General features: G+C 58.6%; 18 protein-coding genes and 4 pseudogenes. 11 read left to right on the plus strand and 11 right to left on the minus strand.

Features of this window, described 5'->3' with window-relative positions; translation table 11 throughout:
• The 4 genes and pseudogenes from groEL to QJT78_RS31765 all read right to left on the minus strand — a co-directional run.
• Positions 1-684, minus strand: a 684-nt coding sequence (groEL, locus tag QJT78_RS31750; protein WP_281460403.1) for a chaperonin GroEL, incomplete at its 3' end; no start/stop codon positions are given.
• A 139-nt stretch (positions 685-823) separates the two neighbouring features.
• Positions 824-1,143: pseudogene (locus QJT78_RS31755) on the minus strand (co-chaperone GroES).
• 169 nt (positions 1,144-1,312) lie between these two features.
• The gene (locus QJT78_RS31760) at positions 1,313-1,582 is read right to left on the minus strand and encodes a hypothetical protein (RefSeq protein WP_028153813.1); all 270 of its coding nucleotides are present in this window, start codon (positions 1,580-1,582) and stop codon (positions 1,313-1,315) included.
• 85 nt (positions 1,583-1,667) lie between these two features.
• Positions 1,668-1,943 (minus strand): hypothetical protein, encoded by a 276-nt coding sequence (locus QJT78_RS31765; protein ID WP_038945602.1) that lies wholly within the window; start codon positions 1,941-1,943, stop codon positions 1,668-1,670.
• A 450-nt stretch (positions 1,944-2,393) separates the two neighbouring features.
• On the opposite strand from QJT78_RS31765, the pseudogene QJT78_RS31770 reads away from it, so the two are divergent.
• Positions 2,394-3,743: pseudogene (locus QJT78_RS31770) on the plus strand (trehalose-6-phosphate synthase).
• Between the two features lie 101 nt (positions 3,744-3,844).
• On the opposite strand, the gene QJT78_RS31775 reads toward QJT78_RS31770, so the two are convergent.
• The gene (locus QJT78_RS31775) at positions 3,845-4,198 is read right to left on the minus strand and encodes a hypothetical protein (protein ID WP_193375711.1); all 354 of its coding nucleotides are present in this window, start codon (positions 4,196-4,198) and stop codon (positions 3,845-3,847) included.
• A gap of 220 nt (positions 4,199-4,418) precedes the next feature.
• On the opposite strand from QJT78_RS31775, the gene QJT78_RS31780 reads away from it, so the two are divergent.
• Positions 4,419-4,949: a DUF1003 domain-containing protein gene (locus tag QJT78_RS31780; protein WP_038945601.1), complete on the plus strand. Its 531-nt coding sequence runs from the start codon at positions 4,419-4,421 to the stop codon at positions 4,947-4,949.
• Positions 4,950-5,647: 698 nt separating this feature from the next.
• On the opposite strand, the gene QJT78_RS31785 is transcribed toward QJT78_RS31780, so the two are convergent.
• From QJT78_RS31785 to pstS, 3 genes are all read right to left on the minus strand, one after another.
• Positions 5,648-5,884: a hypothetical protein gene (locus QJT78_RS31785; protein WP_028153816.1), complete on the minus strand. Its 237-nt coding sequence runs from the start codon at positions 5,882-5,884 to the stop codon at positions 5,648-5,650.
• 517 nt (positions 5,885-6,401) lie between these two features.
• Complete coding sequence (locus QJT78_RS31790; RefSeq protein WP_028153817.1) at positions 6,402-6,611, minus strand: cold-shock protein; 210 nt, start codon at positions 6,609-6,611, stop codon at positions 6,402-6,404.
• A 391-nt stretch (positions 6,612-7,002) separates the two neighbouring features.
• Positions 7,003-8,013, minus strand: coding sequence for a phosphate ABC transporter substrate-binding protein PstS (gene pstS, locus QJT78_RS31795; protein WP_281460404.1), 1,011 nt, complete (start codon positions 8,011-8,013; stop codon positions 7,003-7,005).
• A gap of 523 nt (positions 8,014-8,536) precedes the next feature.
• On the opposite strand from pstS, the pseudogene QJT78_RS31800 reads away from it, so the two are divergent.
• Positions 8,537-9,013, plus strand: a pseudogene (locus QJT78_RS31800) (sigma-70 family RNA polymerase sigma factor); the annotation flags it as partial.
• Positions 9,014-10,139: 1,126 nt separating this feature from the next.
• Positions 10,140-10,349 carry a hypothetical protein gene (locus tag QJT78_RS31805; RefSeq protein WP_157790306.1) on the plus strand — a complete coding sequence of 70 codons (210 nt, stop codon included), beginning with the start codon at positions 10,140-10,142 and terminating at the stop codon, positions 10,347-10,349.
• 246 nt (positions 10,350-10,595) lie between these two features.
• On the opposite strand, the gene QJT78_RS31810 is transcribed toward QJT78_RS31805, so the two are convergent.
• Together QJT78_RS31810 and QJT78_RS31815 are read right to left on the minus strand one after the other, a co-directional pair.
• Positions 10,596-11,393: a transglutaminase family protein gene (locus tag QJT78_RS31810; protein ID WP_038944400.1), complete on the minus strand. Its 798-nt coding sequence runs from the start codon at positions 11,391-11,393 to the stop codon at positions 10,596-10,598.
• A 307-nt stretch (positions 11,394-11,700) separates the two neighbouring features.
• Positions 11,701-13,692, minus strand: coding sequence for a protein-L-isoaspartate(D-aspartate) O-methyltransferase (locus tag QJT78_RS31815; protein WP_038944403.1), 1,992 nt, complete (start codon positions 13,690-13,692; stop codon positions 11,701-11,703).
• 141 nt (positions 13,693-13,833) lie between these two features.
• Here QJT78_RS31815 and QJT78_RS31820 point away from each other — a divergent pair, with 141 nt between their 5' ends.
• The 6 genes from QJT78_RS31820 (at position 13,834) to ppsA (ending at position 19,351) form a co-directional block, all read left to right on the plus strand.
• The gene (locus QJT78_RS31820; RefSeq protein ID WP_038944404.1) at positions 13,834-14,391 is read left to right on the plus strand and encodes a nitroreductase; all 558 of its coding nucleotides are present in this window, start codon (positions 13,834-13,836) and stop codon (positions 14,389-14,391) included.
• 19 nt (positions 14,392-14,410) lie between these two features.
• A complete protein-coding gene (locus QJT78_RS31825) occupies positions 14,411-15,328 on the plus strand; it encodes a J domain-containing protein (protein ID WP_038944405.1) in 918 nt (305 codons plus the stop codon).
• Positions 15,325-15,669: a chaperone modulator CbpM gene (locus QJT78_RS31830; RefSeq protein ID WP_038944407.1), complete on the plus strand. Its 345-nt coding sequence runs from the start codon at positions 15,325-15,327 to the stop codon at positions 15,667-15,669. Before QJT78_RS31825 ends, QJT78_RS31830 begins: the two co-directional genes overlap by 4 nt.
• A gap of 212 nt (positions 15,670-15,881) precedes the next feature.
• Positions 15,882-16,394, plus strand: a complete 513-nt coding sequence (locus QJT78_RS31835; RefSeq protein ID WP_038944408.1) for a Spy/CpxP family protein refolding chaperone — start codon at positions 15,882-15,884, stop codon at positions 16,392-16,394.
• Between the two features lie 86 nt (positions 16,395-16,480).
• On the plus strand, positions 16,481-16,867 hold the full coding sequence (locus QJT78_RS31840) for a DUF302 domain-containing protein (RefSeq protein WP_038944409.1): 387 nt from the start codon (positions 16,481-16,483) through the stop codon (positions 16,865-16,867).
• Between the two features lie 72 nt (positions 16,868-16,939).
• Positions 16,940-19,351: a phosphoenolpyruvate synthase gene (ppsA, locus tag QJT78_RS31845; protein WP_038944410.1), complete on the plus strand. Its 2,412-nt coding sequence runs from the start codon at positions 16,940-16,942 to the stop codon at positions 19,349-19,351.
• Positions 19,352-19,372: 21 nt separating this feature from the next.
• On the opposite strand, the pseudogene QJT78_RS31850 reads toward ppsA, so the two are convergent.
• A pseudogene (locus QJT78_RS31850) lies at positions 19,373-19,855 on the minus strand (agarase); the annotation flags it as partial.
• 9 nt (positions 19,856-19,864) lie between these two features.
• On the opposite strand from QJT78_RS31850, the gene QJT78_RS31855 reads away from it, so the two are divergent.
• Complete coding sequence (locus QJT78_RS31855) at positions 19,865-20,365, plus strand: hypothetical protein (RefSeq protein ID WP_038944412.1); 501 nt, start codon at positions 19,865-19,867, stop codon at positions 20,363-20,365.
• Positions 20,366-20,384: the final 19 nt, after the last annotated feature.

The following is a 20,384-nucleotide window of genomic DNA, read 5'->3' on the forward strand; positions in this document are numbered from 1 at the left end:
GGAGAGCTTCTTCTCGTTGATGAGGATGTAGGCGTCGTCCATCTCAACGCGCATCTTGTCGGCGTTGGTGACGAAGTAGGGCGAGATGTAGCCGCGGTCGAACTGCATGCCTTCGACGACTTCGAGCTCGGTCTCGAGCGATTTGGCTTCTTCAACCGTGATGACGCCCTCGTTGCCGACCTTCTTCATGGCGTCGGAGAGGAACTTGCCGATCTCCTGGTCGCCGTTGGCCGAGATGGTGCCGACCTGGGCGATCTCGTCGTTCGAGGTGACCTTCTTGGAGTTCTTCTGGAGGTCCGCAACGACGGCCTCGACCGCGAGGTCGATACCACGCTTCAGGTCCATCGGGTTCATGCCGGCGGCAACCGACTTTGCGCCTTCACGAACGATCGCAGCCGCGAGCACGGTCGCGGTGGTGGTGCCGTCGCCGGCCGCATCTGCCGACTTGGAGGCGACTTCTCGCACCATCTGCGCGCCCATATTCTCGAACTTGTCCTCAAGCTCAATTTCCTTGGCAACGGTGACGCCGTCCTTGGTGATGCGGGGGGCGCCGAACGACTTGTCGAGCACGACGTTGCGGCCCTTGGGACCGAGCGTGACCTTGACCGCATTGTTGAGAATTTCGACACCGCGCAGCATGCGGTCGCGGGCATCGACGCCGAACTTAACTTCTTTGGCCGACATAATGATCTCCGTTTTCAACTGTCAAATCCGAAAGACCAAGCGACTCAGCGAGCCCTTTAGGGACGCGATTTCAACTTGCGGGCCTTATCCTTTTCCTTCGAGACGCTGGCTGCTTAGGATAAGCAAAACAGACTGGCGCTTAGGCGACCTTCTTCTTGGCGGCGGGCAGCTCAGTGAGAACGCCCATAATGTCGCTTTCCTTCATGATCAGAAGGTCCTGACCATCAAGCTTGACCTCGTTGCCTGACCACTTGCCGAACAGAAAACGCGGTCGCCAACCTTGAGATCGATGGGAATCAGCTTGCCAGCTTCGTCCCGGCCACCAGGACCGACCGCCGTGATTTCGCCCTGCGAGGGTGTTTCTTTGGCGCTGTCCGGAATGATGATCCCACCGGCGGTCTTCTCTTCGGCTTCGATACGCTTGACCACGACGCGGTCGTGAAGCGGACGGAATTTCATGCTATCCTCCCATTTTCTGGTTGTTGTTGCTTTGGACGAAATAGCAATCGCGGCTAACGAGTGCTAGTCAGCACATAAGCGGCCGCAGAAGGACGAACAAGACCGTCCCGAAACGATATACGCTCAGAGCATCACGATTCAGCGGTGCTTGCCGAGATCGAGCGTCTCGTCACTCGTGAGGCGCGTCGGCATCAATGCGCTGCGCGTCAGCCAAATCGACCGGGCTGATGGAAATCATCTCCATCGTTGAATTGCGCGGCGGCGCCGCCGGTACCATGATCATAGTGGCAACCCGGCGAAACGACGCGAACGACAATCCTTCGATCATCTCCTCATCGGTGATGACCTCGTAGGCGCCCGGAGGCAAGAGGCGGTCGATGCCCTTGATCCGGAAGGGATGCTTGAAGGTGACGGTTTCGCGTCGGGAGCGCATGGTCATGATCGGCTGTCCTTCAGAAACAGCTTCGCATCGGCGTTATAGTGAAGCAATCCGTTTACCGTGCTCTTTGTGCCGAGCTTGGCTGTCAGCGCACACGCGCGGCGTCCTTACGATCGTGCAGGAAACGGGCAATCCGCGTCTTCAACACGATGGCGTCGTGCGATTTTCCCGAGGCCGCGTGCTCGAAGAGCCTGCGTTGGACGTCAGTAGGCAGATCATTCCATTCGCTGACAAGGGCGGCCCCCAGACATTCCAGGACTCTGCGCTCCACGTCCCGCAAATCACTCGCTCTATAAGGTAAGGGCCACGCCTGCTCCTGCGCTCCGCCTTCCTCGTTCCAACGATCGAGAGCGGTTGCCATTTCTTCTTCCGGCGCTGTCCTTCGACCTTTCTTTTGGACCATGCTGGATAATCGCACATATCGCAGGTAAGCGCCATTCGGTCGATCGCGGGCCGATCCGCAACACCAATCCTTCCAGTACCGAGAATGCCGCAGCTGAGAAGATCGGATTTAGACGGCGGCCACAGCTCAGCTCGTCGGCAGAGTATTCTGTATTTCCCGCGAGAAGATCTATATGTTTGGCGAGTAACGCCTTGATCTTACCGCTCGATATCCATGCGTCGCCGCCCGATTGCCTGATGACGGAACCATCGGTTCCGGTGGAAGGACTTGTGGATCTTCGCCTGGGGAGCGAGGTGAAAGTGGGCTCCGGCGGATGTTACCGGTCGGTCATCTGCGTTGCCGTGTTCGCCGAGACCTTTTGGCGGCTCGGCTTGACGCAGCCCTTACAGCGCGGAGAGGACCCCCCGCTTGAGCCGCTTGGTCATCGTCTCCAACCGTGTCGCCTTGCCGGGAAAAGCTGCGCAGCGCAGCGGCGGCCTTGTGACTGGCCTCGTCGACGCTCTGCATCAGGCTGGAGGACTATGGTTCGGGTGGAGTGGCAAGCTTGGAGAAACAGCACCAGAGCCGAACGTTTTTGAGACCGAGGGAGTGACGTACGCTACCGTCGATCTTACCCGCGCGGACCATGACGGTTATTACAGCGGCTTCTGCAACGCGGCACTGTGGCCCTTATTCCACTATCGTCTTGACCTCGTGAACTTTAGCCGCCGGGACTTGGCCGCCTATCGACGGGTGAACGCCCTGCTCGCCGACGCCCTCGCGCCCCTGCTCAGGCCGAGTGACCTCGTCTGGGTCCATGACTATCATCTGATCCCGATGGCCGAGGAACTTCGCCGCGCCGGCGCCCCACAACGGATCGGGTTCTTCTTGCATACGCCGTTTCCGTCTTTGGGGGTGCTGGCGACCCTCCCCCGCTACGGCGACCTGCTGAAATCACTGTGCGCTTACGACCTCGTCGGCTTCCAAACGGTGGAGGATCTGACCGCCTTCCATGACGCCATCGTTCGCCGCGCAGGAGGCAAGGTTTCGTCCGACGGCCAGATTCAGGCTTTCGATCGCGTTCTTCGCGCCGGCACCTTCCCGATCGGGATCGATACTGAAGCGATTGCCCAAATGGCCAGTCGCGCTGTGACGTCTCGAACGGCACGCCGGCTGCAGGAGAGCCTGCGGGGGCGCCAGCTCATCATTGGGGTGGACCGGCTGGACTACAGTAAGGGCCTCGAGCACCGGTTCAAAGCGTTCGCCGGCTTTCTCGAGGGCTATCCCGCATACCGCAACCACGTCCGCTTGCTGCAGATCGCCACCGCAACGCGCAGCGACGTCCCTGAATAGAGGCTCGGTGCACTGGCAGGCGACGTGGCCGGTCGCTTCGCGGAACTCGATTGGGCACCGATCCAGTATTTGAACAGGAGCTTTTCGCAGCGCTCGCTCGCTGGCTTCTTTCGGCTCAGTCGCGCCGCTCTTGTCACTCCGTTGCGCGACGGAATGAACCTGGTTGCCAAGGAGTATGTCGCTGCACAGGACCCCGATGACCCCGGCGTGCTCATTCTCTCACCCTTCGCCGGCGCGGCCTATGAACTCGACGCTGCCGTGATCGCCAACCCCTATGACCCCGACGCCGTCGGCGAAGCATTACAGACAGCACTGGGGATGCCACTTAAGGAGAGACGCGAGCGTTGGCAGGCCATGATGGTGGTGCTGCGCCGCAATAGCATTACGGCATGGCGCGAGAATTTCCTCGAGGCACTTGGCCGCTAAATGGGGATGCCGTTTGGAAGAACGTGCATCAGTGCAGCAGGTGCGATAATCTCTTTCGTCAACCGGGTTGCCCCAGTCCTCCGATAAGGTGTTCCTCGAAATCATCTCCGGGGCGGAAATGATCCACGGGTGACGGGACTACTTGCATCCGCTTGATCGTCCCGCCGAACCAGAAAGACCAAAGGCGAATCACCTGCAGCATTCTCCGTTTTCGCGTCAACGTAGTGCACTTCTTCTTCTGGCTTGGCGCGACGCACCCTGATCGGCGACTTCCCATTCCAAAGCGGCCTGTGTCCGATCATCATTCGCTTCAAGTCATCTTGCAGCCAGTCCTCCTTGCCGAGTTCTCTGGCCTGACGAATCGTCGCAGCTCTGAACGCCAGAATCGGCTGACCGTCGATCTCCAAAACAAAGACGGTCGGCGGTGGCGCCTCGGCTTTCGCTGGTATAGTCATCCGGATCACTCCTTCCTCTGCTGGCCGGCGCGGCCTAGCGAACCCGGCGTCGCGGCCAGCGCAGGACGCCTCATCGCCTTTGTAGCTACTGACTTTGCCACAAGAGCGCGCCCAATTCACGTTCACGGATTTTCGGCAACAGAGATCAGGCAACAGCCGTCGATGGTAGCACTAGCTTCCTCCCGTGGCCCGTAGACCCCTCTCAACTGTGGATGCAACAATGACCAATGAGCAAACCCACAAAGTCCACCTCAGTCCAGAAGACCAGGAGCGGCTGCGAGAACTCCGGACTCAAAAGCCAGCCCGCAACTTACCCAAGCTCGCACTGACGCCGGGCGCGATGCTTGCCGACCGGGTCGCTGAAACAGTTGGTTCTTGGCGCTTCATCATCATCCAAAGCGTCCTTCTTGGCATTTGGATCATGCTGAACATGATAGCATTCATCAAACATTGGGACCCTTATCCCTTCATTTTGCTGAACTTGGTTCTCTCCTTCCAGGCGGCTTACGCAGCGCCCATCATCATGATGAGCCAAAACCGCCAATCTGAGATTGACCGCAGGCATGCAGAACACGACTATCGGATTAATGTGAAAGCTGAACTCGAGATCGAATTGCTGCACAACAAGATTGACGCCTTACGTGAGCAGGAAATCTTGCAGCTACTCAACATCATTCAGCGCTTGTCCGCTCACCTTGCGCCCGAGCTTGTCGCAGCTATCGAGGCCGAGGCGGTACCGGATAAGAGCTAGATGGTTACGACCTCTCTTATCGTGGTGCCAAGGGGAGCGGCAGTACTGATGTTTGTCAGGTACGAGACTAACATTCCGCTCCATCGTCAAGGTTGCCAGTCGTCACCCGTCCACGACCGCTATTACCAAGATTAGGATCGGCACCACGTTACGATTGAGTATCACCGCATCTGCGCTCGATCGGGCAATCATTCTGAGCGAAGATTTCTCTCGGCGAATGAGCTCGATCCGACGGCTTTCGGCGCAGCAATGCAAAGCTATCTTCGCTCATTTGGTCAACCTCGCTGATGCGCGATCTCGCTTGCGGCTTCCTCATCATGACCGGCCTTTCTGCCTCCAGATGACCAAGTTATTTTTGCGCTACATCAAGGCCGACATGAGCGGATATTTCTTCAACCTGCGGCAAAGAGCAGATGAGCCTTCCAAGTTGGAGGCCGCCGACGGAAGGATCTGTGATCGTTGTCGACGGGCACTTCAAGTCGGAGTTTGGCACAGCTGAAGCTGCCGCGGCATCGGCGCACAAACTCAAATCGACTTATCCAATGCTCAAGATCTATGACGCCGTTACAAGGGTCCGAACCTTATTGAACTAAGAGACTCAACTAACACCATCCGCGTTGGGAATCTGGGGCAACGCAGCCGGCTGCCGCGTTGCTTCGCGGCCATGAGCACATCGTCGTGGCTTCGATTAAAGCCGCTCAGTTCACTATGAGTGTGATCAAGCCGTCTTCTACGCTCCCTGCCGCGAGAGCGTTGCGTGCCATCTTTTCAATAGCCGGCCAATTCGTAAGAAGGTACTTCTGCGCCTGCACTTTCGTTGGGAGAGCGGTTTGCAGAACGCAGGTCTGACGCGCATTTCCATTCGCGATCTGAAAGGAAACCTTTTGAGGTCCCTCGTCGATCTCTTGTTTGGTGGGCTTGGGAAACTTGCGCATCCTGCTCCTTCACGAATGTTCGAAAGGCTTCGCTCGGTATGCGACCAACGAGCCGTTATGTTGACTGCGGTAGCGCAATCGCCGCGAGCGGCCGCCCGATCGGCAATGCCGCTGCGCTTCCCAGAGGCTTTGAGCGCAAGCCTGAACTGGGCGTATTGCGAACGGCCTCGGTCAACATCTCACGCAGTTCAGCCTTCGTCTTGTGGGGCTGCCGCGCACTCGATTTCTGCCATTTTGCCATCCATCTTATATGGTGACGATCGCAGCAAATGCCACTACTCGGCAGTTATCGCGAACACGCGCAATCAATACATACAACGCACATCGCAATCATTCGAAGAGCTGCGGGACCGCATTGCTCTGGTCCGCGGACTGTCGCACTCAAGCTGCCAGTTGGGCCACGTTTATACGGGGGTAGCAAAAACAACCCCGCGGCCGGTGACCGGTCGCGGGGCTACGAAACCAGACGCTCTGCCAGTACATCCGTGGTCAAAGCATCAAAGGCACCGATGGCAGTTTAGGCGGCCCGCAGATTCTCTGCTGCAGACTTGCCGGTCCGGCGGTCAGCAACGATGTCGAAAGAGACCTTCTGTCCCTCATCGAGGCTGCTCATGCCGGCGCGTTCAACCGCGCTGATATGAACGAAGACATCTTGGCTTCCTTGGTCTGGTTGAATGAAGCCAAAGCCTTTTTGGCCGTTAAACCACTTCACAGTTCCCGTATTCATGGGTGATCGTCCTTTAGGATATAGTGTTTGAAGCCGCGCTCAGCGCAGCATGCGAATTCGAGATCTGGAGGGAGGGTCGTCAGTCAGGCGCGCTTTAAGCGGCGAGGCCAAGTCGTTCGGCCGAAACTCGATAAGCTCTATATGGTGATTGCTCGTTCGTTCCGCAAGTGGCTGTGGCGAGCGAGAGCTCCGCGGCCTAACTGATTATCGACGCCCGCAGTGATGCCGTCGGGTAATAGGCCCCGTGCATCTGCCAAATTGCCCTCAACAAGAGGAGTCCGGAGTCTTCGTCGCCACGACACTCCACCGATCGGTAGGTTCGCATCGCGTCCAATTTGGCTTGATCAATGGGATCGTATTTGATGCGTTTGGGGGCCGAAGACGATCGCACTCAACCCTTGATATCGGCCGACCAAGTCTTCTCGATTAGCTCTATCACGTTGTCAGGCATCGGAATGTAGTCGAGCTCCTCGGCCGTCTTGGAGCCCTTCACGAATGCCCATCTGAAGAACTTGATGGCCTCCGTGGAAGCGGCTTTGTCAGACGGCTCCTTGCGCATCAGGATGAAGGTCGATGCGGTGACGGGCCACGACCTCTCGCCAGGCTGATCAGTGAGGACAAGATAGTAGCCTGGGGCCTTGGCCCAGTCGGCATTCGAGGCGGCAGCTTGGAAGGCCTCCACGTTTGGCTGCACGATAGCGCCAGCCCTATTGACCATCGCGGTGTAGGTCATCTTATTCTGCTTGGCATAGGCGTACTCTACATAGCCGATCGAATTCCTGGTCTGGCCCACGTTCCCGGAGACGCCTTCGTTACCCTTAGCTCCGACGCCGATCGGCCACTCAACGGCGGCGCCCTCGCCGACCTTGGACTTCCAGTCCGCACTGACCTTGGACAGGTAGTTAGTGAAATTGAAGGTCGTGCCTGAACCATCAGAACGATGCACCCCCGCGATCGCTTCGTTCGGCAGCTTCACATTAGGATTGAGCTTCTTGATTGCCAGATCGTTCCACTTCGTGATTTTGCCGAGATAGATGTCGGCCAGCGTTTCGCCATCAAACACCAGCTCACCAGGCTTTACGGACTCGAGATTGACCACGGGAACGATTGCCCCCATCACCATCGGCCACTGCGTCAACCCATCCTTCTCGAGCTGCTCGGCCTTTAGTGGCATGTCGGTGGCACCAAATGTAACGGTTTTGGCCTGGACCTGCTTGATACCACCGCCGGATCCGATCGACTGGTAGTTCAGGTTGTTTCCGGTCTCCTTGTGATAGGCGTCGGCCCATTTGGAATACAGCGGAAACGGAAACGTCGCGCCTGCACCGGTGACATTGGCCGCGAGCGCTGACGTTGCTGCGGCAACGAAACCGGCACCGAGCAGAGTTCTCCCGAAATTCATCACTGGGCTCCATCTCTGACAGCTGCGGACTTCGTCCGCTCCGAAGCATCGAGATCAGATCGGAAATTTGAAAGAGCAATATTGATTTGGGTCAACCAGCTCTGGGTATGAAACTCGCGGGCACCGTTTGAACTGGCGGTCAAAGCGGCTGCCGACCCTGCAATCGACTTCGACCGAATTGAACGTGCCGACGTGGCGTTAGCTCGACCTAGTCACCGGTTAGGACTATCGAGCGGTCAAACCGAATATCGACCGATGCGCCTGAACTCATGCATGGCTATTTGGGGTTGGCGTACCCATATGACTACTTAATCCACTACCTGCCAAAAGGCGCGGTGCCCGCCGGATAAGGACACCTGGAGTATATTTGATGATTGCCGTTCGTTCGACCGGTTCTGCGGAGTTGCCCGCAATCGGCCTCGTCGCAATTCAACCAGCACCTGCCTTGTCTATCCCGTCTATCCCGCGACCGGCTTCCTTGGTTCAGCAGGTTGACCAGCGAGACAAGCTCCTTCCAAGTCCAATGCCTGCATCCCGCGATCTAATGCTGGCTGCCGTCCCAAGTCTTCGCGCTTTCGCAATTTCATTGTGCCGAAATGCCGACCGCGCCGATGATTTGGTGCAGGAGACCCTGCTGCGCGCGCTATCTAACATTGACTCGTTTCAGCTGGGCACCAACATGCCGGCGTGGCTATTCACGATTCTAAGAAACCATTTCAGGTCGGAGTACCGTAAAGGACGGCGCGAGGTGGAAGACGTCGACGGCCGCGCTGCCGAAAAGCTGGAGTCGCACCCCGATCAAATCAGCCATCTGGAATTCCAGGAACTCCGTGAGGCGCTCGCAAAGCTCCCGATTGATCAGCGTGAAGCACTCACTCTGGTTGGTGTATCCGGATTTTTGTATCAAGACGCAGCAAAAGTTTGTCACTGTGCAGTCGGGACGATAAAGAGTCGCGTGAACCGTGCCCGCTCCCGGCTTTCGCAGCTCTTGTTACTCGACAACACTCCACTTCGCACCCACGAAAGAGCGGAAGAAATAGTCGCATTCGGTCATGCAAAGTCGTCGCCGCATTATAGCGGTGGCTTTAACTCGCCTGCCAACCAGCCGACAGCATCTGTTTTCATTGGATCCACCGCGAAAGACACAATTTCCGTACGTTCGCAGGTCGAGCATTCAAATGTACGCTCCTCAAAACCACGCTTGCCAGGAGAGACGCGTGCCAAGGCCATCCGGTGCTTACACACCGGACACATCGGTCGTGTGTTAAGAGAAACAGGCAGCCGTTGACCGCCCATGCCAGATAGTACGCTTTTCGGGGCAGGACTCTCTGCAACGGAATCTGATCGCCTATCGAGCGTGAATCGCACCGTGAAACGCGCGCCTTGCCCCGAAGGGTTTACGCCGAAGATCGTCTGGCCGCCGATTTGATTGACCAACGATGAAACGATCTTCATCCCGAGACCTTTCGACTTCGTTGGATCAAATCCCTTTGGAAAGCCGGGGCCGTCGTCAGAGACCGAGAGTTCGTAGCCTCCCGCACTCATGCCCAATCTTATTGTGATCTTTCCGTCGGCATGTTTGGCGGAGTTCGTAACAAGCTCACTGACAATGTATCCCAACGGTACTCCGATCGTGGTCGGCACTTCCACCGCAATCCCTTCAACTGTAAGATTCCGATGCCCGCCCGGAAGAATCCCCTTCAGATCGTGGCAGATGTTCTCAAGATAACTCTTGAGCTCGACACTTCCGACGTGATCAAGAGCGTGAAGGCGCTTATGTACGCTGGCTATTGTGGCGACGCGATTTGCAGCGATCTTCAGTTGATCGGCTGTCTTTAGCGTTCGGCGCTTCCCGACTTTGCAGTGAAAGCAAGCTTGCAACCATCTGAAGGCCGTTCATCAGCCTATGATCGGACTCACGGCTCATCAGATCTTTGTGCCTAATTAATTCGTCTTTCTGATCTAGCAGCACCTGTTCACGCGCGAGAGCCGCTCGCAATTGAGCCTCCGTGTGCTTTAGCCTTTCGACTTCCGTCTGCCCCGCCTCAATCGCAACGCAAAATGCGCGGGGGCAATCCTCGGGCTGTCGAAATGGCTCCGGTCGAACGGGCTCTTGTCCTGGAGGCGTGAACGCGCTGTTCATAGCTTACTCCAATACCAACGATAACAAGTTTGATATTCCAGCAGCCACCGGTCCTAGTTGCGGAAAACTACTCCAGCGGCTTAAGACCCGGTCAGCGCAGCCAATTGCTGATCCGCAGGCCAATTTCGGCCTGCCGGGCCTTGCGCATCAGTTTGTCGCGCCCGGCGCCGGCAGGAAGCAATTAGCTTGCTGACGCAACCGCCTCGCCTCTTCGCCAAGGCGCTCTTCCAAGGCTTTCGTCTGCTTGACACGACGTCGCATCTGACACACTCGGGCGACTACACTTGGTATTCTGCTTGAGATACGAAAAGAACGCTTGATGCAGATCAAGAGCTCATAGACGGCTGCTGCGGCCTAGCAGCCTCAACACTGACCAAGGCCGACGCAAGATCTCGTATCGTCAGGCGGCGGCTGTGCTCGCGATTGCTAACACTTGATCTCATCGGTCCCACACCTTGAAGCTGACCAAGGTATTGGGCCCGAACGTATGGGTAATGTGGACGTCAGCAGCGTCACGTCCTTGGGCAATCAATATACGTCCGATACGGCGAACGTTATTACGCGGATCAAACGCGTACCAACGGCCGCCAATGTAGGCTTCGAACCACCCGGCGAAATCGCCCGGAGCATATGGCGGCGGCATGCCAATGTCGCCTAAATAGCCAGTGCAATATCTTGCCGGAATATTCATGCAGCGGCAAAAGGTGATGGCCAGATGCGCGTAGTCGCGACAAACGCCCTTACCCTCGTTGAATACTTGCCATGACGTCTTTGTTGCGCGCGCGTACTCGTAGCCAAATTGAATGTGATTGTGAACGAAATCGCAGATTGCCTGAACGCGCGCCCATCCAGGCGGTTCCTTTTCAAAAAGCTTCCACGCGACATCGGACAGCAGGTCGGTTTCGCAATAGCGACTGCCAAGAAGATATGCGATCGTATCTGCTGGCAAGTCTTCGATCGCGTGTTGCGAAGCCGTGGGCACAACGACATCCGGCAAGCCCGTGTCGCGAACGATACCGTCAGCCGCCAGGCGCATCCGGCCACCTGGAGCAACGATGCGGCTGCACCAATTGCCGAAGCCGTCACGATATGGGACGATCGCAACTGAGGGGTCAGTGGTTAGATAATCGGGTACGATAACGTCCGAAGCCCGGGTAAAATGGACCCCCAGGACCATGATCATGGGTGTGGGCTGCGGAAAGTCGTAAATCATCTCATAGCCGACCCGTATCTTCACCCTCAGCGTCCTCCAAGTTCGTCGACTGGACTGCTTCCATCTGTGATGCTCACGCGATGCCGAAGCGTAAAGTTGCATGCAACATGCAGGCTACGGACGCTTGTCCCGGTGATGGAGTCTAAGTGTCGCTCTCACCTCATCATCCTCAAGGGCATCCTTGATCGCCCGACCAGCCCGCTTCGTCTCCAGGGCGCCAAGGCCTCGGTCCGGTGCGGGCAGCTCCGGCTCATGCTTCGTTATGGGCGCCCGCGCCCTCTGATCATCCTTGCTCATTTAACCTTCTCTCGTTGAACTGCTCATTACGTGATCACACTCCGAACGGATAAGTGTCCGGAAGCCCGGCGATCTCGGCCGTGTCCAGCGGGGTTACCGCCCGGGTGTCGTCAAACCAGATGTATTCGTCGAACTGCTGCGGCAAACTGGCTTGGAAGTAGTGGCTCGCAAGTTCGGTTTCGGGCCTGTAGATCACGCCGATGGCCCGCTCAAGCTGTTCCTTGCCAAGACCCTTTGGACCGCAGAGTTCGCTGCGACCGCGCAGGCCGAGCATGAAGCGTGGAAGGCCCACTGCGTGACACAGCTGTTCATAGCTGTTGGGGAGCGACGGGCGGACGGTCTTGACCTCCATCGGGCCGCCCCAATCGGATGCCGCGGCGACCGTGCCGCTGTGCGTGCCGAAGCCAACCAGATACGCTTGGGCGCCAAACTCCTTGCGGCAGAGCTGGCCGATATTGTGCTCGCCGCGGGCGGCCATCTCAGTCGCGTCCGGCCAATGAAATGCCAGCAGGTTCTTCAAGGTGTCGAACATGTGACTGTCGCGCAGGTTCCATGACGCGCGCGAGCCGTAATACATGATCCGGTAATAGCGCTCGGCGTTGGCCACCAGGCGCGCATTCTGCTCAGCATCGAGGAAGCGTTCGCCATCGTGCTCGGCATACGTCCGGCGCTTCGCCAGGAGATCAGTGAGCGCGCGCGCCACGTCGGATTCGCAAGTCGGATAGGATCCGGTCAACGCCGCATGGCCGTACGTGGCGGGATCGCGTTGCCACGGCGTCAGGCAACCATAGCGTTCGCGGGCCACACGCGCGGACGCGGGATCGACTTCGTCGAGATAGTTCAGGACCGACCGAATTGAATCGTAGAGGCTGTAGAGATCGAGACCGTGAAACGCGACGCGCTTGCTCTTGTCTACCGTGCCGTTGTGCTTGCGTAACCAGCTGACGAAATCGCGCACCTCGGTGTTTCGCCACATCCAGGTCGGAAACCGTGCGAACGCCGTCCACTCCGACGGCGGATATTCGAAATGCCGCACATAGTGGTCGACACGAGCGGCATCTGGCCAGTCCGCCTCGATCGCCACGAAGCGAAAACCCTTCTTGACGATCAGATCCCGAGTGATGCGTTCGCGCATCCGGTAAAACTCGGAGGTACCATGGGTTGCCTCGCCGAGCAGCACGACGCGCGCCGACCCGATACGCTCCATCAGCGGGCCGAGATCGGCCGCCTCGATGGATGGAAACGATTCAGCGGCGTCGGCGAGATTACGGACCAGCGCTTCCTCATCCGGAGCGACCGGCCGAAGCGCTCGTCGCACGGGCGCGGTCTCGCCTTTTGCAGTCGCCCACCCCTCCTCTCCGATCAATGGAACGAAGCGGACATCGGCAATGTCTTCGTTGCGATACTCGTCCTTCGAAACGCGGATGACGCGTACCAATTCCTGGCTATGCTGATCGGCGCCGACCGGAATCATCAACCTGCCGCCGATCTTCAACTGCTCCTTGAGCGCCTTTGGAACCTGCGGACCGCCGGCGGCCACCACGATGGCGTCGTAGGGCGCATGCTCGGGCCAGCCTTTGGTCCCGTCACCATGCAGAACGTGGACGTTATCGTAACCGAGTTCCGCAAGTGTGACCGCCGCCTTTTCCGCGAGCGGACCGAGGCGTTCGACCGTGTACACATCGGCCGCAATCTCCGACAGCACCGCGGCGGCGTAACCGGAGCCGGCTCCGATCTCCAGCACCTTCTCGCCGCCCTCGAGCATCAGCGCCTCCGCCATGAAAGCGACGATGTAGGGCTGAGAAATGGTCTGCTCCCCGGCGATCGGGAGCGGCGAATCTTCGTTGGCAAATTCGCGAAGCTTCGCTGGCAGGAACAGCTCTCGCGGCACCTTGCCCATTGCCTCGAGCACGAGTTCGTCACGCACACCGCGCGCGGCGATATTGTGCTTGACCATCTCCGCCCGGAGCGCGGGAAACGACTTCACCTCTTCAGAGTGATCTGGATTCAGCGCTGACGATCCCATGATGGCGGCTCCTGCATCTCGGCATCAACCTCCAATGGCACTCAACCTAGGACCATTGCGCCTCCATCGATTTGATCGACATCAACCCGAGAAACGACGAGCGCGTCAGGATTAATCCATTGGATGCAAATGGAGACGGCCATGGATCTCAAGGAAGCCATCTATAGTCGGCGCGCCGTGCGCGAATTCACGTCGCAACCGGTGGACGAGGACACGTTGAGGCAACTCATTGACGCTGCCATCCAGGCGCCTAGCGCCGTCAATCAGCAGCCATGGCTCTTTAGGGTTGTGCGGGACAAAGCATTGCTCGCGTGCATTTCGCGCGAGGCAAAGGCCCATATGCTCAAGACCTCAGCGGCGGCGCTGGCATCGCATCACTTCCAAAGCATCCTCGAAAATCCCGATTTCGACATATTCTATCACGCTCCGGCATTGGTCGTGATCTCGGCGCCCGAGGGCCCATGGGTCGTTGAGGATTGCGCCCTGGCGGCTGAGAACTTGATGCTGGCGGCCTGCGCCGCCGGATTGGGAACATGCTGGATCGGGTTTGCGCAGGGCTGGCTTGGAACGTCGGAGGGGAAGTCGTCGCTCCAGCTCTCCGGCACGACCGTGCCAGTCGCCCCCATTATCGTAGGGCATCCCAAAACAGCGGTGGCGCCGGTTCCCAGAAAGGCCGCGAAGATTGACTGGATTTCGTAGACCTTCGGGGATCAGGTGAATGAAAGACCCTTACGAGACCCTTGGCGTAACCCGATCCGCGACCGACAAGGAAATCAAGAGCGCCTTCAAAAAACTCGCGCGCAAATTTCATCCTGACCTCCATCCGGGCGACAAGGAGGCGGAAACCAAGTTCAAGGCCATCTCGGCTGCCAACGATCTGCTCAAGGACAAGGAGAAGCGGCGGCGCTTTGACGCGGGTGAGATCGACACCAGCGGCGCAGAGCGACCGCAGGAGCGGTTCTATCGCGACTTCGCCGATGGGCCTGCCTACACCTCGCACGCCGCGCAGGATGGATTTGACAGCAACGAAGATCTGGAAGAATTCCTGGCAAAAGCGTTTGCCGGCAAAGGGCAACGATCAGAGAGGGCATTCCGGGCGCGCGGTCAGGATGTGAGCTATGTGCTGCCGATGGCCTTCGTGGACGCCGCCAGCGGCGCCGCCCGCACCATCACACTGCCGGACGGCAAGACCCTGGAGGTGACTGTGCCCGAGGGCGCCGAGGACCGACAGATGCTGCGGCTGAAAGGCCAAGGAATGCCCGGTTATGGCGGCGGGCCGCCAGGCGATGCCTATGTCGAATTGCACATCCAGCCGCATCCGTTCTTCCAACGCAAGGACGACAACGTCCATGTCGAAATACCCGTGACCCTGCGGGAGGCGGTGCTGGGGGGTAAGATCGAGGTGCCGACAATAACTCAACCGGTGACGGTGACAGTCCCGAAGGGTTCGAATTCCGGCACCACGCTGCGGCTGCGCGAGCGAGGTATCCGCAACCGAAAGACCGGGCAGCGCGGACATCAATTGATCACGCTGAAGGTGATCCTTCCCACGGCCGAAGAACCCGAACTGGTGCAATTTCTGGAGGCATGGCGGCCGAAAAACCCACAGGATCCACGCAAGGAGATGGAGCCATGATGGCTGTCGATGATCTTTTGGCGACCATCTCGGCGCTCCAGCGCAGCGATCTCGAACGTTGGATCAGCGAGGAACTGGTCGCGCCGCAACAGGACGGAGGGGCGCTGATGTTCTCCGACATGGAATGCGCGCGAATCCGTCTCATCTGTACGCTGACCTATGAACTCGACGTTGATGACAGCGCGCTACCGGTGGTGCTGTCGCTGCTTGATCAGCTTTACGACACCCGCCGACGGCTGCTTTCCCTGACCCGGGCCATCAAGACGCAGGACGCCACCGTTCAACTCGCTATCGCAGCCGCGACCTCGCCGGAGAGTAAAGTCCAGGAGGGCGATCATTAGCCGGCCAATCAGTGTCGTTCGGTACCGGAAATCACTGATTGTCTTCATGGCAAGGACCGTTGGCTCGTACCGATTCTACGAGACGTCGCTGCAGCTGCGATCTCCCAACGCGCTACAATTTGATCCATCTCAACGGCTTGTCGAGGATTGCCTCATAAGGTGGGACGTTTCGGATCTCGACCGAGAGATTGACAGCAATGGAGGACCATACCATGCTCAAATTCAATCAACTCGTTGCAGCCGCTTCGGTATTGCTCACCATCGCAATGTCTTCCATAGGCGCCAACGCGCAGCCTTACGGACCTGGAGCGCATGGATGGGGACGAGACATGATGGGGTCCGGCATGATGATGGGGCCGGGATTCATGGACCGAGGTGGATTCCGAGGCACATGCAGCCCTGCTGCCGCCGGCTTTTCCGGATGGCGCATCGACCGGCTCGAACAGGTCATCAAACCAACAGATGCTCAACGTGCCAAGTTCGATGAATTGAAGGCGGCATCCGACAAAGCCTCCGAGGCCCTGCGCCTCGCCTGTCCGACTGAAGTGCCGCCCACCGCGGTCGGTCGAATGGAGTTCATGGAGAAGCGCATGGAGGCGATGCTGCAGGCCGTGAAGACCATGCGTCCCGCTTTTGAGGCCTTCTACGCCACGCTCAGCGACGAGCAGAAGAGCCGGCTGGATTCGCCTTCGGACCGGGGTCGCTTTTGGCGGCACCTTTGGTAGGACGTCAGCGCTCTTGAAAACGAGAGTTCGGATTGTTTCCTGTTCACGGTCGAGCCTGATGCCAGCTCACCAGGAGGGATTTCAAAATGGGCTATTACTTCAGCAAGACCTTGCAGGTCGGGTTCGACGAAGCCGTGCGACGCACTACCGAAGCACTCAAGCAAGGCGGCTTCGGCATCATCACGGAAATCGACGTCACGCGAACGTTCAAGGACAAGCTCGGTGTCGATTTCCGAAACTATCGTATCCTTGGGGCATGCAATCCACAGCTTGCCTACGAAGCACTCCAGCTTGAGGACAAGGTCGGCACCATGCTGCCCTGCAACGTCGTCGTTCAGGAGATCGCTCACGATCGCACCGAAATCGCTGCCATTGATCCCGTCGCGTCGATGCAGGCAATTGAAAATCCTGACCTCAAGGCATCGGCTGAGCGTGTCCAGACCCTGCTCCGGAACGTGATCGAGGGCTTATAGGGAGACACGTAAATCCATTGAAGGATTGACCTGCCTCAAGGCCGGGCAGGCTGGGCGTGATCTGCTGCTTGCATGTCCGGATATATCAGATCTTTCCTCGAAATCGGATTGGGCGACGTCGGGCTGGTCGGCGGCAAGACCGCTTCGCTCGGCGAATTGTATTCAGCTCTCGCATCCCAAGGGATTGCCGTCCCCAATGGCTTCGCCATCACGGCAGACGCCTATCGCGAAGCGCTATTGCGGGGCGGTGTGGCGGACGAGCTTCACCGGCTTCTCGATGGGATCGACAAGAGCAAGATCAAGCACCTCACGAGCAAGGCCGCTAAGGCCCGCGAGATCATATACAAGGCGATGGACACGCCGCTGCTGCGCGAGCAGACCGTAGAAGCCTATCGGCAGCTTGAACGCGAGGCCGGGACCGGCGTTGCCGTCGCCGTACGGAGCTCTGCGACCGCCGAGGACCTGCCGACGGCGAGTTTTGCAGGCCAGCACGAAAGCTTTCTTAATGTGCGCGGGCCCAAAGACTTGTTCGAAGCTTGCCGGCGCTGCTTTGCCTCCATTTTCACCGATCGCGCGATTTCCTATCGCATCGACAACGGCTTCGATCATTTCAAGGTCGCGCTTTCTGTCGCCGTGATGAAAATGGTCCACTCCGATCTGGCGGCCAGCGGTGTCGTCTTCACGCTCGATACCGAATCCGGCTTTCGTGACGTGGTCTTTGTCACCGGCTGCTACGGTCTCGGCGAAACCATCGTGCAGGGCCAGGTCGATCCAGATGAATTCTACGTCCACAAGCCCACGCTCAGCCAAGGATATCGCCGGGTGCTGCGGCGCCGGCTCGGAGCCAAGCAGATCCGCATGATCTACGGCAAGCGCGGGGGCAGCCATGCGACGCTCACGCGCAATGTGCCTGACGCCGAACGACAGAAGTTCTGCATTTCCGATCCGGAGGTCCTGAGCCTCGCCGAGATCGCGGTCCGGATCGAAGCCCACTACTCCCGACATGCCGGCGTTTCGATGCCGATGGACATCGAATGGGCCAAGGACGGTGTCGACGGGAAGCTATACATCATTCAGGCCCGGCCCGAGACCGTTGCCTCCCAGCGTTCGACGGACGTCTACGAGACCTACAATCTCAAGGGACATGGCTCGGTCATCGTCAATGGCCGCGCGGTAGGAGAGAAGATCGCAGCTGGGCGTACGCGCCGCATCTCGACCGCGCGCGATCTTGCAGCCTTCAGGCCGGGTGAAATCCTGGTGGCGCCGGCCACCAGTCCTGATTGGGAACCGGTCATGAAGATCGCAGCCGGCATTATCACCGACAAGGGCGGTCGCACCTGCCATGCCGCCATCGTGGCGCGAGAGCTGGGCATCCCCGCCGTGGTGGGTGCCACACACGCGACCGAGAAGATCAAGAGCGGGACCGACGTCACGATCTGCTGTGCGGAGGGAGATAACGGCAGCGTATATCAGGGGGCGGTTGCCTTCGACATTACCAAGACGCCAGTGAGCGAACTCCGGCAGCCGCGCACGGCCATCATGGTCAATGTCGGAACCCCGGAAATGGCATTTCGCGCCGCCATGCAGCCGCAGGCCGGAGTTGGCCTCGCCCGCATGGAGTTCATCATCAGCGAACATATCGGCGTTCACCCGATGGCGCTGCTCAAGCCGGACAAAATCAAGTCGACCAAGGCGCGGGCCGCAATCGCACGCCTGACGAAGGGCTTCAAAAGCCCGGCCGACTTCTTTGTTCAGCGACTGGCGGAAGGCGTCGGCACCATCGCCGCGGCATTCTATCCGAAGCCAGTGATCGTACGGCTTTCCGATTTCAAGACCAACGAATATGCCAGCCTGATTGGCGGGGAAGGCTTTGAGCCCAGGGAAGAGAATCCGATGCTGGGATTCCGGGGTGCCTCGCGCTACAGTCATCCCGCCTACACCGAAGGATTTGCGCTGGAGTGCGCGGCGCTTCGCCTGGTGCGAAAGGAGATGGGTCTCTCCAATCTGCGCGTCATGGTGCCGTTCTGCCGAACCGTGGAGGAAGGCCGTCGCGTGATCGCCACGATGGCGGCCAACGGACTGAGACGCGGCGAAGACGGTCTCGAAATTTACGTCATGTGCGAGATCCCGAATAACGTCATCCAGATCGACGCGTTTTCTCAGTTATTCGATGGGTTTTCGATCGGTTCCAACGATCTCACCCAGCTCACGCTGGGGGTCGACCGGGATTCCGAGATCGTAGCCTTCGACTTCGACGAACGCGACCCGGGAATGCTGGAGATGTTCCGGCAGGCGGTGGTCGGCGCAAAGCGCAACGGTCGCCATATCGGCATCTGCGGCGAAGCGCCTGCGAACTATCCGGAGATCGCACGATATTTGACGGGACTTGGAATCGATTCGATCAGCGTCAATCCCTCAAGCGTGTTTCGCACCATGGCCGTGGTGTTCGACGCCGAAACCAATCAGCCAAGATCCGAGACCTGACGCCTTCCCTCGCTGTAACGATCAGATCACAGCCGGGACGGCAGCGGCATGAATACGTTCTGCCGCGGCGTTGACCCTGGTCATCGTCTTCGTCAGCTCGTCATAGACCCGATCGTCGATCGTCACCGTGCCAAAATTCGAATCTTCACCGTCAAAACGCCCCTGCGCCGGCTGATCGGCATGCTCGAACCAGTGATAACCGACTACATTCGGCTTGCTGAGGGCTGCCGCAACGTAGCCCTCGAAAGCCCGGGCGCGGTCGAGCTGAGTAGCCAGCCGTGGCCCCGCCCCTTTGGTATTCGGCAAGCTCGCGTCGTCGCCTCGGAATGAGAATTCGGCGATCAGGCATGGCTTACCGGTGGCAGCATAAGCGTCAATGACCGGACCGGGGTCGAACTCGTAGCAATTGAAGGAGATCACATCGAGATGGCGGCCGGCCGCTGCAATGACGCCTGCCAGCGGCTGATAGCCGAACCGTGATCCGAGCACGAGATGATTGGGATCGCGGCCGTCTTGATTGCCGAGACGCATGGCGGCCCGCCTAAGGAGCTTTTCATCCATGGGCAGACCTATTTTAACGACGAAGAGTGGAACGCCTTTGTCGAGGCGGCGCCGAAAGGAACCAACATCATCGGCGTGCGCATTCGATCGACAGGCGGCGAGACCAAGCTTTTCCGCGATGGCGACTATCCCGTGCTGCGCGGGACCGCGCTCCTGCTCGATGATCAGACGGCCTATCTCTGGACGACGGGTTATGTGCCACAGCTCGATACTTACATTGGGCCAGAGACACCCAATCCGCTGCATATCACCGTCATGAAGAGCAAAAACGCAAAGCCGGACATCCGCACGGTGCTCGCAGACATCATGGGTCTCACCAAAATCAACTACAATTCCTGCAACTTCAATGATGGCCTGCCCGTCACTGTCCGATTTGCGCGGATGGTCGGAGACGTCCTCACCATGGGGTCGGCGAAAGGAGAGGAACGTCAGCCATTCAAGTTCTATGTTTGAGGGTGCGCCAGCTTCCTTG

This window comes from Bradyrhizobium sp. Mp27 (assembly GCF_029953005.1).
In the GTDB taxonomy this organism is placed as follows: Bacteria; Pseudomonadota; Alphaproteobacteria; order Rhizobiales; family Xanthobacteraceae; genus Bradyrhizobium; species Bradyrhizobium barranii.

Bases quoted from the DNA above. Each gene is read 5' to 3' on its own strand.
- QJT78_RS31775 (WP_193375711.1), bottom strand. From the start codon at position 4,198: ATGACTATACCAGCGAAAGCCGAGGCGCCACCGCCGACCGTCTTTGTT.
- ppsA (WP_038944410.1), top strand. From the start codon at position 16,940: ATGTCCGGATATATCAGATCTTTCCTCGAAATCGGATTGGGCGACGTC.
- QJT78_RS31790 (WP_028153817.1), bottom strand. From the start codon at position 6,611: ATGAATACGGGAACTGTGAAGTGGTTTAACGGCCAAAAAGGCTTTGGC.
- QJT78_RS31760 (WP_028153813.1), bottom strand. From the start codon at position 1,582: ATGACCATGCGCTCCCGACGCGAAACCGTCACCTTCAAGCATCCCTTC.
- QJT78_RS31840 (WP_038944409.1), top strand. From the start codon at position 16,481: ATGGGCTATTACTTCAGCAAGACCTTGCAGGTCGGGTTCGACGAAGCC.
- QJT78_RS31815 (WP_038944403.1), bottom strand. From the start codon at position 13,692: ATGGGATCGTCAGCGCTGAATCCAGATCACTCTGAAGAGGTGAAGTCG.
- QJT78_RS31785 (WP_028153816.1), bottom strand. From the start codon at position 5,884: ATGCGCAAGTTTCCCAAGCCCACCAAACAAGAGATCGACGAGGGACCT.
- QJT78_RS31835 (WP_038944408.1), top strand. From the start codon at position 15,882: ATGCTCAAATTCAATCAACTCGTTGCAGCCGCTTCGGTATTGCTCACC.
- QJT78_RS31825 (WP_038944405.1), top strand. From the start codon at position 14,411: ATGAAAGACCCTTACGAGACCCTTGGCGTAACCCGATCCGCGACCGAC.
- QJT78_RS31820 (WP_038944404.1), top strand. From the start codon at position 13,834: ATGGATCTCAAGGAAGCCATCTATAGTCGGCGCGCCGTGCGCGAATTC.
- pstS (WP_281460404.1), bottom strand. From the start codon at position 8,013: ATGAATTTCGGGAGAACTCTGCTCGGTGCCGGTTTCGTTGCCGCAGCA.
- QJT78_RS31830 (WP_038944407.1), top strand. From the start codon at position 15,325: ATGATGGCTGTCGATGATCTTTTGGCGACCATCTCGGCGCTCCAGCGC.
- QJT78_RS31765 (WP_038945602.1), bottom strand. From the start codon at position 1,943: ATGGCAACCGCTCTCGATCGTTGGAACGAGGAAGGCGGAGCGCAGGAG.
- QJT78_RS31780 (WP_038945601.1), top strand. From the start codon at position 4,419: ATGACCAATGAGCAAACCCACAAAGTCCACCTCAGTCCAGAAGACCAG.